Origin of the sequence: Frigoribacterium sp. Leaf186 (assembly GCF_001423905.1) — a bacterium.
In the GTDB taxonomy this organism is placed as follows: Bacteria; Actinomycetota; Actinomycetes; order Actinomycetales; family Microbacteriaceae; genus Frigoribacterium.
In genome coordinates, this window is record NZ_LMPQ01000012.1 from 225,520 (window position 1) to 241,883 (window position 16,364).

The window sequence follows — 16,364 nt, forward strand, 5'->3', positions numbered from 1 at the left end:
ACCGCCCCCGCCGTCGGGGGCTCGGCGGGGGCACCGTGTTTAATGGCCTGATGACGAACCCGGGCCCCGTGGGGCGACGCTCGCCGCTGGTGCCCACCCTGCCGCGAGGTGACGTCCTCGGCACGTACGACACCTACCCCGAGGCCCAGCGCGTGGTCGACCGGCTGTCGCAGGCCGAGTTCCCGATCAAGCGCGTCGCGATCATCGGCAACGACCTCAAGACGGTCGAGCGCGTCACCGGCCGACTGAGCTACGGCCGCGCCGCGCTCGCGGGTGCCGTCACGGGCCTGTGGCTCGGCGTCTTCTTCGGGCTCGTCATGCTCGTCTTCGCGACCGAGACCGCCACCGCGGCGACCGTCGGTGCGGCCGCCCTGCTCGGTGCGGGCTTCGGCATGCTCTACGGCATCGTCAGCTTCGCGATCACGCGGCGCCGTCGCGACTTCACCTCGACCCACCAGGTCCTCGCCTCGAGCTACCAGATCGTGGTCGACCCCGAGGTGTCCGGGCGGGCGCACGAGATCCTCGCGCGTCCCGAGACCCCACGCCGCTGACGTACCCTGGTGTCGACATGGCACGCCACGACCCCACCACGACGGCCACCCGCGCCGAGCGCTTCGCGCGGGGTTGGCTGACCGCCGGGGCGTCCACGGTCGTCGCGGCCTTCTCGCACGTGGCCGGTGGTGGCATGCAGCCGGGCCTGCTCGGCGTCGTGCTCGCCCTCGCCGTGGCCGTGCCGGTCTCGATCGCCCTGGCGGGCGTGCACCTGTCGACCGTGCGGCTCGCGGTCGCGGTGGCCCTCAGCCAGGTCGCCTTCCACCTGCTCTTCTCCCTCGGGGCGTCGGACGCCGGCGGGGCCTCGGCCTCGGGCGGTCACCACACCGCCCTCGTGATCTCGACCGTCGCCGACGGGGCGGCATCCGGTGGTGCCGAGTCGACCATGGTGATGGGCGGGCCCGCGATGTGGCTGGCCCACGCCCTGGCGGCGGTCGCCACGATCGTCGCGCTGCGGCGTGGCGAGGGCGCGGCGTGGGGCCTCGTCCGACTGGCCGTCCGCGGGCTGACCGTGGCGCGCCTCCTGACCGGCGGGCACCGCCCCGTCTCCGTCACCGTCCGCCGTGCGCCGCGCCCCACGGGCGTCCTGCCGCGCCCGCCGGGCAGGCGACACCTCACGGCGCTGCCCCGTCGCGGCCCGCCCTGCCCTGCCTGACACCCACCCGTCGACCCTCGTCGACGACCCACCCGTCGAGCGCACGCCGCGCCCTCGGGCCCCTCGTCATGCACCGCAGACCGATCGCCTCCGCGATCTCGAAGGACCAGATCCGTGAACCACCACACCCGTCCCGCATCCACCACGACCCGCCGACCGCGACCGTCCGCCGCCGTCGCCGCCCGCTCGGCCGCCGCCCTCGGTGCCGCCGCCCTGCTGGCGCTCGCCGCACCCCTCGCGGCGTCGGCCCACGTCCACGTCGAGCCCGGCCAGGCCGACGCCGGCTCGTACGCCACGCTCACCTTCAAGGTGCCGAACGAGTCGGCGACCGCCGGAACCGTCGGCGTCGTCGTCGACCTGCCCACCGACACCCCGTTCACGTCGGTCTCGTACCAGCCGACGCCGGGCTGGACCACCGAGGTCACCACGAGCACGCTGCCCGAGCCGGTCGAGCTCGACGGCACGACGATCACCGAGGCGCCCACCCAGGTGACCTGGACGGCCGAGGGCGACACGCAGATCGCGCCCGGGCAGTTCCAGCAGTTCGTCGTCTCCGCCGGGGCCGTGCCCGACACCGGGTCGATCGCCCTGCCGACCCACCAGCGCTACTCGGACGGCACGGTCGTCGACTGGGCCGACGCCACGCCGGCCTCGGGTGAGGAACCCGAGCACCCGGCGCCCACGCTCTACGTGAACGACGCGCCGCCGACCGACGAGCACGCCGGTCACTCCTCGGACGACGACGACGCGACGACGGCCGGGGTCAGCACCTCGGGTGACTCGGCGTCGGGCTCCGGCGACGGCACGGTCGGCCCGCTCGCGATCGGGCTCGGCATCGGTGGTCTCGCCCTCGGCGCCCTCGCCCTCGTGGTCTCGGTGGTGGCGTTGACCCGTCGGCCCCGGGCCACGGCGTCCGGCGCCTCGGGCCGCGGCGGGGTGGACGCGTGACGGCCGCGCGCCGGCGGGCACCGCGCCTCCTCGCCGGTCTCGCCGTCGTCGGGCTCGGTGCCGCGACGGCGGCAATGGCCTTGGCCCCCGCGGGGTCGGCCTCGGCTCACGACTACGTGGTGAGCAGCAGCCCCGCCGCCGGGTCGACCGTCGACGCAGCGCCCTCGACGGCCTCGATCACCTTCAACGACGTGGTCCTCGACCTCTCGGGCACCGGCAGCTCGAACGTGCTCGAGGTGACCGACGCCTCGGGCCTGCACTACGAGGACGGCTGCTCGACCACGTCGGGTCCGACCCTGTCGACCGGGGTCGCCCTCGGTGCCGCCGGCGACTACACGATGACCTACCAGGCGGTCTCGGCCGACGGTCACACCGTGTCGGACGCCGTCCCGTTCACCTACGCCCCCGCGGCCGGCACGGCCGAGGCGGCCGGTTCGCCGACCCGCCCCGAGTGCGACGGCGCGGCAGGTTCAGGAGGCGCGGGTGGCGCCACCGAGGCACCGACGGCCGACGAGACTGACGCGGCCTCGCCGTCGGCGTCGCCCGAGCCCGAGATGACGACCCAGGCCACCCCGGGTGACGCCTCGGGGTCGACGTCCGCCGCCGCGCCCGAGTCGGGCGCGGTGAACGCCGGTCTCGTCGTCGGCATCGCCGTCGCCATCGTGGTGCTGGCCGCGGCCGGCGTCGCGATCGCGATCGTCACGGGTCGCCGACGGGACGCCTCGCCCGCCGAGGACGAGTCCGACGCCGACGACGCGGACGACGCGTCGGGGCCACCGTCGGGCGGCTCGACGGGCGGACGGTGACGTCGGTCGGCTGATCACGTCCGAGACGGACCGAGGGCCCCGGGTGCGACGCACCCGGGGCCCTCGCTCGTGGGCGGCTCAGTCGCGCGAGATCCACGCCTCGACGTCGGCGACCGAGCGGGGGATGCCGACCGAGAGGTTCTCGGCCCCGTCGGCGGTGACCAGGATGTCGTCCTCGATGCGGACGCCGATGCCGCGGAACTCCTCCGGCACGGTGAGGTCGTCGGGCTGGAAGTACAGGCCGGGCTCGATCGTGAACACCATGCCGGGCTCGAGCACCCCGTCGAGGTAGAGGTCACGGCGGGCCGCGGCGCAGTCGTGCACGTCGATGCCGAGGTGGTGGCTCGTGCCGTGCACCATGTAGCGGCGGTGGTACTGGTGGTCGGGCTGCAGGGACTCGTCGGCCGTCACCGGCAGGAAGCCCCACTCGGCCGTGCGTTCGGCGATGACCTTCATGGCGGTCGCGTGGATCTCGCGGAAGGCGATGCCCGGACGCACGACGGCGAACGCGGCGTCGGCCGCCTCGAGCACGGCCTCGTAGACGAGGCGCTGCACGTCGGTGAACCGGCCGGAGACGGGCAGCGTCCGGGTGATGTCGGCGGTGTAGAGGCTGTCGAGCTCGATGCCGGCGTCGATCAGGATGAGGTCGCCGTCGCGCACGACGCCGTCGTTGCGCGTCCAGTGCAGGACGCAGGCGTGGTCGCCCGAGGCGGCGATCGTGTCGTAGCCGACGGTGTTGCCGTCGGCCCGGGCACGGCGGTTGAAGGTGCCCTCGACGAGGCGTTCGCCGCGCGGGTGCGCGACGATGTCGTCGAAGTCGGCGATCACGTCGGTGAAGCCCTTGCCGGTGACCGTGACGGCCTCGCGCATCTGCGCCACCTCGTAGGCGTCCTTGACGAGCCGGAGCTCGCTGAGGTCGCGGGCGAGGTCGGCCGAGGTCGCGCGCACCGGCGAGCCGTCGACGTCGGGCCCGTCGCCGCCGGGAGCGTCGGCGTTGAGCCCTTCGGCGGTGCCGGTGGACGCCGCGGCGGGGGACTGCTCGGCGGCGGCCTCGACCACGGCGTCGAGACGCCGGGTCAGGTCGGGGTCGGCCTCGCGGACGACGAGGGTCGCCGCGTCGGTCGTGCTGACGACGGCCTCGAAGTCGGCGAGGTCGCGGGTCGCCAGGCCCAGGTCGGCGGCGACCTGCGGGAGCGAGGGGCGGGCACCGATCCAGAACTCGCCGATCTCGGGGTTGGCGTAGAACTCGTCCGAGTCGCGGCCGGCGCTCGCCCTGAGGTAGAGCGTGGCGTCGTGGCCGTCGTCGGTGGGTTCGAGCACGAGCACCGAGCCGGGCACCGTGTCGGAACCCCATCCGGTCAGGTGCGAGAAGGCCGAGTGCGCCCGGAAGGGGTAGTCGCAGTCGTTCGAGCGGACCTTCGCCGAGCCGGCCGGCACGACGAGACGGGTGCCGGGGTGCAGCGCCGACAGGCGGGCGCGACGGTCGGCGGCGAAGGGCGCCTGTTCGCGCGGCTCGGGCAGCGCGTCGGGACGATCCGCCCACTGCGACGAGATGTAGTCCTTGAACGTGTCCGACCCGGGGGTGGTGGAGCGGTTGGTGGTCGCGCGCGGCGCCTTCTGATCAGCCATGCACCCATTGTCCCGCTGAACGGGCGTCACGCCCAGTCGGAGCATCGGGCCCAGTCGGAGCGTCACGCCCGGTCGGAGCGTCGGGCTCCGGTGCGTCGGGCTCCGGTGCGTCAGGCTCCGGTGCGGCTGAGCTGCGCGACGACGGGCCGGTGGTCGCTGCCGGCGTCGTCGAGGTCGGTCACCACGCGGAACCCCGTGGTCAGCCACTGGTCGGTGGCCATGACGTGGTCGATCGGTGCGCCGAGCAGCGGGGGCACGTCGGTCGGCCAGGTGCCGACCCCGGCGTTGGCCGTCGCCGCGGCGGCGTCGCGGCAGGCACCGAGGTCGCCGCCGTCGGAGCCGAGGCCGGCGAGGTGGTCGAGCGTCGCGTTGAAGTCGCCGGCCATGATGACGTCGCCCGAGCGGCAGACGTCGGCGAGGTAGCCGAGCCCGGCGCGCCACTGGCCCATGTGGTCGGGGGTGGGCGACACGGGGTGGGCGGCCACGATCGTCGGCCCCTCGCCCGAGACGGGCGTCGCGACGACCGTCGGCAGGACCGGGGTCGTCCGGGCGTCGGTCACGCCGTCGTCGCCGATCTCGACCTGGTAGTCGCCGAGCGCCGCGCTGATGAGCAGGGTCGTCGACCGGCCGCTCGCGATGTCGTCGTACGCGACCGTGTGGACCCACATCGGCTTGCCGGCCGCACCCATCGCCTCGGCGACGGCGACGCCGACCTCCTGCCGGGTCTCTGGCAGGGCGATGACGTCCGCGCCGACCTCGGTCGCCAGGGCGATCACGGCGTCGGCGCCGGTGGCCGCGCCGAGCGTGTTCCACGACAGGACCGTGACGTCGGTGGGGGTCCTCTCGACGAAGTCGGTGCGGCCGAGCCCCCTCGCCGTCACGACGCCCGCCGAGAGGGCGCCGAAGACCAGCAGGAGCACGGCCGCGCTGGCCGTCAGCGACCGGACGGGGCGCGCGACGAGTCCGAGCACGAGCAGCAGGACCATCAGGACGACGGCCACGGCGGCGGCCGCGAGTCGGAACGACACCACCTGGCTGACCGGCATCGTGCGCTGCAGCCCGACGGCCTGGGGCCAGAGGGCGACCAGGAGGGCGGCGGCGACGGCGAGGACGATGACGAGGGCGACGAGACGACGGATCATGGCCCTTGGAGCCTAAGGGACGGCCGGGCGCGGGTCGGTCACCGCACGGACGGCTCGGATGCGCGCCGCCTACGATGGGAGGATGCCCACGCGCCTGGTCGACCTGCACACTCACTCGAGCGTGTCGGACGGCACCGAGACCCCGGCCGACCTCGTCGCCTCGGCGGTCCGGGCGGGTCTCGACACGGTGGCCCTGACCGACCACGACAGCACGGCCGGCTGGGCCGAGGCGTCGGCTGCCGTCGTCGGCACGGGCCTCACCCTCGTGCCCGGCATGGAGCTCAGCACTCGCCTCGGGCTGAACAGCGTGCACATGCTCGGCTACCTCTTCGACCCGGCGCACCCGGGCCTCGTGGCCGAGACGGCCCGCCTCCGTGACAGCAGGCTGCACCGGGCCGAGCGCATCGTCGAGCGCATCGCCGCCGACTACGACCTCACCTGGGGCGACGTGCTCGCCCAGGCCAGCTCGGGCGCGACCCTCGGCAGGCCGCACATCGCCGACGCCCTCGTCGCCAAGGGGTACGCGCCCGACCGCAGCGCCGCCTTCGCGGGCATCCTGCACTGGCGGTCCGGGTACTACGAACCGCACGAGGCCCCCAGCCCGTTGATCGGCGTCCGGTTGATCCGCGAGGCCGGGGGAGTCCCCGTCATCGCGCACCCGGCGACCCGGGGCCGCGAGCCCAACGTGTCGAGCGAGGGCTTCGAGGCCCTCGTCGACGCCGGCCTGCTCGGCGTCGAGGTCGACCACCGCGAGAACACCACCGCGGGCCGGTCTCGCCTGCTCGAACTCGCCCGCCAGCACGACCTCATCGTGACCGGGTCGAGCGACTACCACGGCGACGGCAAGCCGAACCGCTTGGGCGAGAACACCACCGCGCCCGAGCAACTCGACCGCATCGTCGACGCGGCGACCGGGTGGGTGCCCGTCCGCGGCTGACGCGACCGGCGCCTCCTCGGCCCGTGGCATGACGCACGAGACCCCCTCGACGCGGACGTCGAGGGGGTCTCGTGGTGGCCGGGGCTCAGCCCTGGGGCTGCGACGACGAGTCGCCCGCCGGGCGGCGGCGACGATTGCGGCTGCGCTTGCGCGGTGCCTCACCCGTGCCGTCGGCGGAGGGAGCCGTCGCCTCGGACGGCTGCGAGGCCCCGCGACCCGTGGCCGACGGTTCGCCCGAGGTGCGGACCGGGGCATCGCCGCGACCGCGGCCGCGACCCCTGTCGCGGTCGCCCTGGGGGCCGCCGGTGCGCTCGCGTGAGCCGGTCGAACCGGCCTTGACCGCCGACAACGAGGTCGCGCGCAGGCGTCCCTTGGTGCCGACGGGGATGTCGAGGTCGGTGAAGAGGTGCGGGCTCGACGAGTAGGTCTCGACCGGCTCGGGCTGACCCATGTCGAGCGCCCGGTTGATCAGGGCCCACTTGTGCAGGTCGTCCCAGTCGACGAAGGTCACCGCGATGCCGGTCTTGCCCGCGCGGCCGGTGCGGCCGGCGCGGTGCAGGTAGGTGTCGTGGTCGTCGGGCACGGTGTGGTTGATCACGTGCGTGACGTCGTTGACGTCGATGCCTCGGGCCGCGACGTCGGTCGCGATGAGGATGTCTTTCTTGCCCGCCTTGAAGGCGGCCATCGCACGCTCGCGCTGCTCTTGGTTCAGGTCGCCGTGCACGGCCGCGGCGTTGAAGCCACGGTCGTTGAGCTCTTCGACGAGCTTGGCGGCGGCACGCTTGGTGCGCGTGAAGACGACGGTCTTGCCACGGCCCTCGGCCTGCAGGATGCGGGCGATCACCTCGTCCTTGTCGAGCGAGTGCGCCCGGTAGACGACGTGCTTGATGTTCGCCTGGGTCAGGCCCTCGTCGGGGTCGGTCGCCCGGATGTGGATCGGCTTCGACATGAAGCGACGCGCCAGCGCCACGATCGGGCCGGGCATCGTCGCCGAGAACAGCATGGTGTGACGCGTGGCCGGCACCTGCTGGAAGATCTTCTCGATGTCGCTCAAGAAGCCCAGGTCGAGCATCTTGTCGGCCTCGTCGAGGACGACCTCTTGCACCTCTTTCAGGTTCAGGAGGCGCTGGCCGGCCAGGTCGAGGAGGCGCCCCGGGGTGCCGACCACGATCTGGGCGCCGGCCTTGAGCTGTTCGACCTGGCCCTCGTAGGCCTTGCCGCCGTAGATGCTTACGATCTTCGTCGCGCGGTTCGACGTGGCGACCTCGAGGTCGTCGGCCACCTGGACGCAGAGCTCGCGGGTGGGGACGACGACGAGCACCTTGACGCCGGGGGCCGGGTCGAGGCCGATGCGCTGGATGATCGGGAGGCCGAAGCCGAAGGTCTTGCCGGTGCCCGTCTTGGCCTGGCCGATGATGTCTTGGCCGGCGAGGGCGAGGGGGATGGTCTGGGTCTGGATGGGGAAAGGTTCGAGGATCCCCTTCGACGCCAGAGCGTCGACCATGTCGGGGTCGATCGCGAGGTCAGTGAATGTCAAAGTGTTGCCCTGTCTCATATAGGGGGATGCGAGGAGTTTAGCCCGTCGCGACGGGGGGCCTCTCGGACCCCGTAAGATGTGGGCGTGGTGTCCTGGCCCGGTCGAGGTGCGAAGCGCGGCGTCCCGTCCCTGCAGTGGCCGCGGCCCGCCGCGAAGCCGACCCCCGTGGCCCGCGTCGAACTCGACCAGTTCACCCCCGACCTCCTGGTCTTCCTGGGCCACGCGGCCTACCTCGAACTCGCCCTGTTCGAGACGCTCGGGCGGTCGTCGGCGTTCGCCCCCGACGTGCGAGCCAAAGAGACCACGGGCCGCATCGCCGAGACCACGCTCGCCCGGCACCGCGGGCTCGTGGCCGAGATCGAGCGGTCGGGCCACGACGCCACCGAGTCGATGGAGCCCCACATCGCCGCGATCGACGAGTTCCGGGCCCGCACCGAGGGCACCGACTGGTACGAGGCGATCGTGGCCGACTACGTCGCGGCCGGCCTGCTCAACGACGTCTTCGTGCGGTTGGCGGCAGGGCTCTCCGCCGACCACCACAAACGCATCGTCTCGGTGCTCGAGGCCCACGACGACGCGCCCCTCGTGGTGCGAGAACTGTCGGCGGCCATCGAGGCCGACCCGCGGCTCGCCTCGCGACTGGCCCTCTGGGGTCGGCGCCTGGTGGGCGACACGCTCCTCGTCGCCCGGGCCGCGGTGGCCGCGTCGCACGTGTCGGCCGACGACGAGCGCCTCGAACCCGTCTTCACCGAGCTGATCGCCGCCCACACCCGGCGCATGGACGCCCTCGGCCTGACGGCCTAGGGGCCTGACGGGCCTGGGCCTGTCGGACTGTGGACTTGACCGCCTGACGGCCTGACGGCCCCGGGAGGCGCGGGTCAGGCCGTCGCGCGGAGCAGGCGGGCGAACTGCTCGGTGTCGCGAGCACGCCGGCGCACCGCCACGACCCGGCAGGCGACGATCGCCGCGACGCCGGGCAGCACGAGGCCGACGACCCAGATCCAGCCGCCGTCGGCGGGCCAGCCGGCCCAGGTGAGGGCCTCCCAGACGACCGCCGCCACGACGGCACCGACGGCCGGGGCGAGCAACACGCCGCGCGTGTCGGCGGCGGGCAGCGCGTAGTGGAGGACGAACCCGAGGATCGCGCCCCCCAGGACGATGAAGAGGAGTTCCACGGTCAGCTCACGAAGCCGACCTTGCGGCTCTCTTCACTGCCGATCTCGACGTAGGCGAGCGACGCCGTGGGCACGACGTAGGTCTTGCCCTTCGAGTCGGCAAGGGTGACGAACGACTTGCTGCCGTCGAGCGCGTCGCCGACGACCTTCTCGACCTCGGCCGCGGTCTGCGACGTCTCGAAGCTGATCTCACGGGGGCTGTTGGTGATGCCGATGCGAATGTCCACGTCGTAAAGGTATCCGACCGGCCGGTCCCTCGGTCCGTGCGTTCACTGACGGCGCACAACCGGGGACGGGTCCCCCTCCGACCCGTGTCCGCCGGCGATGTCGGTCGGAGCCGATAGCGTCGAGCACATGGCTCCGACCGTCTCCCCGCCCGCCTCGGGTCCGGTGCGCGCCGAGGCGCCTCCGGCGCTCGACGACTCGCAGCGTGCGGTGCTCGACCTGCCGGACGGCCGGTCGGCCGCCGTCGTCGGCGCACCGGGGTCGGGCAAGACCCGCACCCTCGTCGAGTTCGTCGTCGATCGCGTCGAGGGGCGTGGCTGGGGCCCGACGGCCGTCCTGGCCCTCGCACCGACCCGGTCGACGGCCACGACCCTGCGTGACGTCATCGCCTCGAGGCTCACCGTTCCCACCCCGGGGCCCCTGGCGCGGACCGTCTCGTCCCTCGCATTCGACGTCGTGGGGCACGCGGCGCGGCTCGCGGGCCTGCCGGTGCCGACGCTCCTGACCGGCGGCGACCAAGACACCATCGTCCGGTCGTTGCTCGAGGGGCACGAGGCGGACGCCACGGGTCCGACCTGGCCCGACGAGCTGGGCCCCACGGTGCGCAGGCTCCGCGGGTTCCGCACCGAACTGCGCGAGGTGCTCATGCGATCGACCGAGCACCGCATCGACTCGGACGGCCTGCGCCTCGCGGCCGAGCGGGCCGGTCGACCCGAGTGGGCCGCGGTCGCCGACTTCCGCGACGAGTACCTCTCGGTGCTCGACGCGTCCCGTGGCCGTCACCTCGACTCGGCCGAGCTCGTCGACTACGCCGTCGCCGCCCTCGACCGGGGTGAGACCTCCCCGGTCGTCGACGGGCTGCGGGTCGTCCTCGTGGACGACGCGCACGAGGCGACCGAGTCCACGCTCGCCCTGTTGCGCGCCCTGGTGCGACGGGGCGTCGCGGTCGTCGCCTTCGGCGACCCCGACCTCTCGACCAGCGCGTTCCGCGGCGGCACCCCCGACGTCCTCGGGCGGCTCGGCCCGCGCCTCCACCTGTCCGACGTCGAGACCCTCTACCTCTCGACGGCCCACCGCCACCGGCCGCCGCTCCGGGACCTCGTGCGACGGGTGACCGCCCGCATCGGCACGGCGGGGGCCGGTCGTCAGCACGCTGCGGCGCCCGCCGCCGTCGAACACGACCCCGGGTCCGCGCCCGACGCCGACGTTCCCGCCGTCGTCACGGTGCGGGCCGACAGCCCGACGCACGAGGTGGCCTCGGTGGCCCGTCTGCTGCGCGAGCACCATCTCGTCCGCCGGGTGCCGTGGTCGCGCATGATGGTCGTCGTCCGCAGCGGCGGTCAGGTGGCCGGTGTCGCCCGGGGGCTGCAACTCGCCGAGGTGCCGACCCGGACCTCGGTCGCCGGTCGGGCCGTGCGCGACGAGCACGCGGCGCGCCACCTGTTGCTCGCCGCCTCCGTGGCGGTCGGGCGAGACGAACTGACGGCCGAGCTGGCCACCGAGCTGCTGCTGGGGCCGCTCGCCGGCTTCGATCCGCTCTCGCTCAGGCGCCTCCGGCTCGCGTTGCGCGCCGACGAACTGGCGTCCGGCGGCGTGCGCCCGGCCGACGACCTGCTTGTCGAGGCGCTAAAGGGCCCCGGCAGGTTCGTCACGATCGACTCGAGGTTCGCGGCCCGTGCCGGGCGCTTCTCGACGAGCCTGGACGCGGCGCGCCGGTCGGCGGCCGTCGGAGGCAGCATCGAAGAGGTGCTCTGGGGCCTGTGGGAGCGCAGCGGACTCGCGGCCGAGTGGTCGGCCCAGAGCGCGGGTCGCGGCATCGTCGCCGCCGAGGCCGATCGCCACCTCGACGGGGTCGTCGCCCTCTTCACCGCCGCGAAGCGCTTCGTCGAGCGGACGCCCGAGGCTGCGCCCGGGGCGTTCCTCGACGCGCTCCTCGGCGCCGAGGTCCCCGAAGACACCCTCTCGCCCCAGGCGACGACCGAGACCGTGCTGGTGTGCACGCCGTCCGCCGCCGTGGGCGTCGAGGTCGACGTCGTGGTCGCCGCCCGCCTGCAGGACGGCGTGTGGCCGAACCTCCGCGTCCGGGGCGGACTGCTGGGGCCCGACGACCTGGTGTCCCTGGCCGAGCACGGTCTGCTGGAGCGCGGCCCGCACGAGGGTGCGCCGAACGGCCCCGGCGCGGCCGACGATCGCGACGACGAGCCGGTCGCCCCGTCCGACGCCCGGGCCGCGGTGCTGTCCGACGAGCTGCGCATGTTCGCCCTCACGGTGTCGCGAGCCACCCGGCAGGTCGTCCTCTCGTGCACCGCGAACGACGACGAGGGGCCCTCGCCGTTCTTCCGCCTGCTGCCCGACGACTGCCCCGAGGCCCCGGTGGGCCACCCGTTGTCGTTGCGGGGTCTCGTCGGCCACCTGCGACACGTGCTCGTCTCGTCGCCCCACGGCCCGCGCGCCGACGACGCGACCGAGGCGCTGGCACGGCTGGCCGCCGAGGGCGTCGCGGGCGCCTCTCCCGACGACTGGTACGGGTTGCTCGAGCCGAGCACGACCGAGCCGCTGATCGACCTCGACGACCCCGAGGCCCACGTGCCCGTCTCGCCGTCGCAGCTGGGTTCGTTCGAAGAGTGCCCCCTGCACTGGTTCGTCGACCGCTTCGGCGGGTCGGCGCCCAACGCCGCGATGGGTCTCGGCACCGTCCTGCACGACGTCATGGAGCACGCCGAGGGCACCGACGTCGACTCCCTGTGGCAGGCGGTCGAGGGCCGCTGGCCCGAACTCGAGTTCGAGTCGGCCTGGATCGCCGAGTCCGAGAAGCACCGGGCGCGAGCCATGACCGAGAGCCTGTCCGCCTACCTGCGCGACTTCGAGGCCTCGGGCGGCAGCCTGCTCGGAGCCGAGTCCACCTTCACCCTCGACGTCGGGCCGGCCCGGCTCCGCGGCTCGATCGACCGGGTCGAACGCACCCGCGACGGTGCCGCCGTCATCGTCGACCTCAAGACGGGTCGGTCGGCCCCGACGTCGGCGCAGGCCGTGGCCGACCACCCGCAGCTGGGCAGCTACCAGGTCGCCCTGGCCGACGGCGCGGTCGAGGCCGTGCCCGAGGGCACGCCGCCCGGTGGGGCGAAGCTCGTGATCGTGTCGTCCGGCGTCCGGGGCAAGCTCTACCGCGAGCCCGCACAGGTGGCCTTCGACGACGAGCAGCTCGCCGCCTTCCGGACCCGGGTCGTCGACGCGGCCGAGCACATGGCGGGTCGGGTGTTCGTGGCCCGACTCGACGACCACTGCGAGGGGCGCCACGGCGGCTCCTGTCGCATCCACGTGGTGGGCGAGGTGAGCGGTCCGTGACGGCCTCGGACCGGCCACAGGGGCCGGCAGGGGGTCTCGGCCCGACCGACGCGGGTGGCGACGGTGGCGTGACCCGCGCCTCCTCGTCCCTGCTCGGCGCCGCCGAGATCGCCGAGGCGCTGGGGTTGCCCACGCCGACGCCCGAGCAGCAGGCGGTCATCGAGGCCCCGCTCGAGCCCGCACTCGTGGTGGCCGGAGCCGGCAGCGGCAAGACCGAGACGATGGCCAACCGCGTGGTGTGGTTGCTCGCGAACCGACTCGTCGGCGTCTCGCAGGTGCTCGGGCTGACGTTCACGCGCAAGGCCGCGGGCGAGCTCGGTGAACGCATCGAGCGCCGCATCGCGCAGCTCGCCACCGTCGGGCTGCTCGGCGACGAGGTCGACCCGTTCGACGTCCCGACCGTCTCGACCTACAATGCCTTCGCCAACGCGATCTTCCGTGACAACGCGCTGCGGGTCGGTCGCGAGAGCGAGTCCCAGGTGCTCGGCGACGCCTCGGCCTGGCAACTGGCCCGATCGCTGGTCGTCGGCAGCTGTGACGAGCGTCTCGCCGGCCTCGGGCGGAGCGTCGACGGCATCACCGAGGCCGTCCTGCGCCTCAGCCACGCGCTGAGCGAGAACGTGAGCGGGGCCGAGCCCGTGGCGCGCCTGGCCGACCGTTTCCTCGACCTGGCGGGTCTGCCGTCGTCCAAGGGCAGCGCCTACAAGTCGGTCCTCGACGCCGTCGGTGCCGTCTCGGCCCTGCCCCCGTTGCTCGACCTCGCGATGGCCTTCGCCGACGAGAAGGCCCGTCGTGGTCTGGTCGAGTACTCCGACCAGGTGGCCCTGGCGCTCGAGGTGTGCGACACCGCCCCCGGCGTCGTGACCGAGCTGCGTGACCGGTACCGCGTCGTCCTGCTCGACGAGTACCAAGACACGAGCGTCGTGCAGACCACCCTCCTCTCCCGCCTCTTCGAGGGCACCGGCGTCATGGCGGTCGGCGACCCCCATCAGTCGATCTACGGCTTCCGCGGTGCCAGTGCCGCGAACCTGGGTCGGTTCCCGATCGACTTCGGGGCGCGACCCGACGCGGTGTTCAGCCTCTCGACCAGTTGGCGCAACGCGTCGCGCGTGCTCGACGCCGCCAACACCGTGGTCGCCGAGCTCGCACGGTCGTCCGACGCGGTGGTGGGCGAGCTGCGCGCCCGGCCGGGCGCCCCCGAGGGTCGGGTCGAGTTGCTCTTCGACCAGACCCTGCCGGGCGAGGCCGACCAGGTGGCCGCCTGGCTGCACGACGAGCTGGCCGTCCCGACGGTCGTCGACGGCGAGCCTGCCCGGCGCACGGCGGCGTTGCTGTTCCGGTCGAAGAAGACCATGCCGGTCTTCGTCGAGGCCCTCGCGGCGCGCGGGGTGCGGTACCACGTGCTCGGCGTCGGCGGCCTGCTGCAACGACCCGAGGTGGTCGACCTCGTCGCGTGCCTGCGGGTGCTGCACGACCCGTCGGCGGGCTCCGAGGCCATCAGGCTGATGGCCGGGGCACGGTGGCGCGTCGGCGTCCGTGACATCGCCCGGTTGCGCGACGTCGCCTCGTGGCTGTTCTCGCACGACCACGCCCAGCAGCGCCTCGACGACGACGTCGCCGCCGGGTTCCGGGCGTCGGTCGCGGTCGGCGAGCACGGATCGATCGTCGACGCCCTCGACTTCGTCGCCACGGCACCGCTCACCCACCGTCAGCTCTCGGGCTTCAGCGACGAGGGGCTCGGGCGCCTGCGCCGGCTCGGCTCGCAGCTCGCGTCGCTGCGGGGGCGCACCGGCCTCGACTTGGTCGACCTCGTCACGCTGGTCGAGCACGAGATGCTGCTCGACGTCGAGGTCGCCGCGGCCACCGGAGCGCCGTCGGGCGGGGCCTGGCTGCAGGCGTTCGAGGACGAGTTGGCCGGGTACGTCGCGACCGACGAGAACGCGGGCCTCGGCGGGTTCCTCTCGTGGCTCGAGGCGGCCGAACGTCGTGACGACATGGGGCCCCGGTCCGAACAGGCCGAGCGGGGAACGGTCCAGCTCCTGACCATCCACGGGTCGAAGGGGCTCGAATGGGACGTCGTCGCGGTGCCGCGGCTGGTCGAGGGCGAGCTGCCCGGCACCTCCCGCGAGGGGGTCGGCTGGCTCGGATTCGGCGAACTGCCGTACGAGTTCCGGGGTGACGCGGCCGAACTGCCGGTGCTCGGCTGGCGGGGGGTGGCCGACCAGAAGGAGTTCGACCAGGCGCTCAAGGCCTTCAAGGACGAGCTCGTCGTGCGCCATCAGGCCGAAGAACGGCGTCTGGCGTACGTCGCCCTCACCCGGGCCCGGGACGCCCTCCTCGTCAGCGGGTCGTTCTGGACGAGCGCGGTCCGACCTCGTCCCGCGAGCCGGTTCGTCGTCGAGCTCGCCGAGCGAGGGCTCGTCCCGCTGGGGGATCTCCCCGAACGGCCCGACGACGACGAGAACCCGTTGGCCGCCGCGTCGAGAGAGCTGACGTGGCCCCTCGACCCGTTGGGCTCGCGGCGGGCGGCCGTCGAGTACGCCGCCGCGCGGGTCGGCGAGGCCGTCGACCGTCGGACGCGGGCCGCCACCGAGCGGCTCGACGACGCCGAGGCCGAACGGCGTGGGGACGTCCTCGAGCGTCTCGAGGCGGTCGACGTCGTCGCCCCGACGCGGCCGACGGCGGGGTCGACGTGGTCGTCCGACATCGACCTGCTGCTGCTCGAACGCGACGCCGCACGGTCCGGTGCCGGTGCGACGCCCCTGCCGCAGCGCATCCCGGCCTCCCGCTTCAAGGACTACGTCGACGATCCCGCCGCGGTCGCGGCGGCGCTGCGACGCCCCCTGCCCGAACGCCCCTATCGGGCCACCCGCCTCGGCACGCTCTTCCACGAGTGGGTCGAAGAGCGGTTCCGGCCGACGGGGCGTTCCGAGACTCTCGACGCCTGGGGCGACGAGAGCGACCTCGACGACGAGCGTGTCGGGTCACCGGGTTCCGGCCCGGTCGACCCCGACGACGCGCGACGCTTCGACCAGCTGGTCGCGACCTTCGAGCGCTCGGCCTGGGCCACGCTCGAACCCGTCGACGTCGAACTCGAAATCCACCTCCCGCTCGGCAGCCGCACGGTCATCTGCAAGATCGACGCGGTGTTCGAGCGCGACGGCCGGTTCGAGGTCGTCGACTGGAAGACCGGCAAGGCTCCGACCGACGACGCCGACCTCGAGTTGAAGCAGCTGCAGCTCGCCCTCTACCGCGAGGCCTATGCACAGTTCCGGGGCGTGCCGGCCGACGTCATCGACGCGGCCTTCTACTTCGTGGCCGACGATGTCGTGCTGCGACCCCGGCACGTCGCCGACCGCAGCGAGCTGGTCGAGCTGTGGCGACGGGTCGAGCTCGAGGCTCGGGGGTGACGG

13 protein-coding genes are annotated in these 16,364 nt (G+C 73.7%); 8 read left to right on the top strand and 5 right to left on the bottom strand.

What is annotated here, in order from left to right; all coding sequences use genetic code 11:
- The first annotated feature begins 50 nt into the window (after positions 1–50).
- The 4 genes from ASG05_RS14155 to ASG05_RS14170 all read left to right on the top strand — a co-directional run bounded on the left by ASG05_RS14155 (position 51) and on the right by ASG05_RS14170 (position 2,961).
- Positions 51–551 carry a general stress protein gene (locus ASG05_RS14155; RefSeq protein ID WP_056262239.1) on the top strand — a complete coding sequence of 167 codons (501 nt, stop codon included), beginning with the start codon at positions 51–53 and terminating at the stop codon, positions 549–551.
- Between the two features lie 17 nt (positions 552–568).
- A complete protein-coding gene (locus tag ASG05_RS14160; protein ID WP_056262243.1) occupies positions 569–1,207 on the top strand; it encodes a hypothetical protein in 639 nt (212 codons plus the stop codon).
- 114 nt (positions 1,208–1,321) lie between these two features.
- Entirely contained in the window at positions 1,322–2,155 is an 834-nt protein-coding gene (locus ASG05_RS14165; RefSeq protein WP_082486830.1) for a YcnI family protein, read from the top strand.
- On the top strand, positions 2,152–2,961 hold the full coding sequence (locus tag ASG05_RS14170; protein ID WP_235491529.1) for a copper resistance CopC family protein: 810 nt from the start codon (positions 2,152–2,154) through the stop codon (positions 2,959–2,961). Before ASG05_RS14165 ends, ASG05_RS14170 begins: the two co-directional genes overlap by 4 nt.
- A gap of 78 nt (positions 2,962–3,039) precedes the next feature.
- Here the strand turns inward: ASG05_RS14170 and ASG05_RS14175 are convergent, their stop codons facing one another.
- A complete protein-coding gene (locus ASG05_RS14175; RefSeq protein ID WP_056262246.1) occupies positions 3,040–4,590 on the bottom strand; it encodes an aminopeptidase P family protein in 1,551 nt (516 codons plus the stop codon).
- A gap of 110 nt (positions 4,591–4,700) precedes the next feature.
- Positions 4,701–5,732 (bottom strand): endonuclease/exonuclease/phosphatase family protein, encoded by a 1,032-nt coding sequence (locus tag ASG05_RS14180; RefSeq protein ID WP_056262250.1) that lies wholly within the window; start codon positions 5,730–5,732, stop codon positions 4,701–4,703.
- 82 nt (positions 5,733–5,814) lie between these two features.
- Between ASG05_RS14180 and ASG05_RS14185 the strand changes: the two genes are divergently transcribed.
- Positions 5,815–6,669 (top strand): PHP domain-containing protein, encoded by an 855-nt coding sequence (locus ASG05_RS14185; protein WP_056262253.1) that lies wholly within the window; start codon positions 5,815–5,817, stop codon positions 6,667–6,669.
- 85 nt (positions 6,670–6,754) lie between these two features.
- On the opposite strand, the gene ASG05_RS14190 is transcribed toward ASG05_RS14185, so the two are convergent.
- The gene (locus tag ASG05_RS14190) at positions 6,755–8,206 is read right to left on the bottom strand and encodes a DEAD/DEAH box helicase (protein WP_056262256.1); all 1,452 of its coding nucleotides are present in this window, start codon (positions 8,204–8,206) and stop codon (positions 6,755–6,757) included.
- 84 nt (positions 8,207–8,290) lie between these two features.
- On the opposite strand from ASG05_RS14190, the gene ASG05_RS14195 reads away from it, so the two are divergent.
- On the top strand, positions 8,291–9,010 hold the full coding sequence (locus ASG05_RS14195) for a ferritin-like fold-containing protein (protein ID WP_235491530.1): 720 nt from the start codon (positions 8,291–8,293) through the stop codon (positions 9,008–9,010).
- Positions 9,011–9,084: 74 nt separating this feature from the next.
- Here ASG05_RS14195 and ASG05_RS14200 read toward each other — a convergent pair whose 3' ends face one another.
- Both ASG05_RS14200 and ASG05_RS14205 read right to left on the bottom strand, forming a co-directional pair.
- A complete protein-coding gene (locus tag ASG05_RS14200) occupies positions 9,085–9,381 on the bottom strand; it encodes a hypothetical protein (RefSeq protein ID WP_056262261.1) in 297 nt (98 codons plus the stop codon).
- 2 nt (positions 9,382–9,383) lie between these two features.
- Positions 9,384–9,608: a DUF3107 domain-containing protein gene (locus ASG05_RS14205; protein ID WP_056262267.1), complete on the bottom strand. Its 225-nt coding sequence runs from the start codon at positions 9,606–9,608 to the stop codon at positions 9,384–9,386.
- A gap of 127 nt (positions 9,609–9,735) precedes the next feature.
- On the opposite strand from ASG05_RS14205, the gene ASG05_RS14210 reads away from it, so the two are divergent.
- Together ASG05_RS14210 and ASG05_RS14215 are read left to right on the top strand one after the other, a co-directional pair.
- Positions 9,736–12,951: a UrvD/REP family ATP-dependent DNA helicase gene (locus ASG05_RS14210; protein WP_157490256.1), complete on the top strand. Its 3,216-nt coding sequence runs from the start codon at positions 9,736–9,738 to the stop codon at positions 12,949–12,951.
- Between the two features lie 68 nt (positions 12,952–13,019).
- Positions 13,020–16,361, top strand: coding sequence for an ATP-dependent DNA helicase (locus ASG05_RS14215; RefSeq protein WP_200936885.1), 3,342 nt, complete (start codon positions 13,020–13,022; stop codon positions 16,359–16,361).
- Positions 16,362–16,364 lie beyond the last annotated feature (3 nt).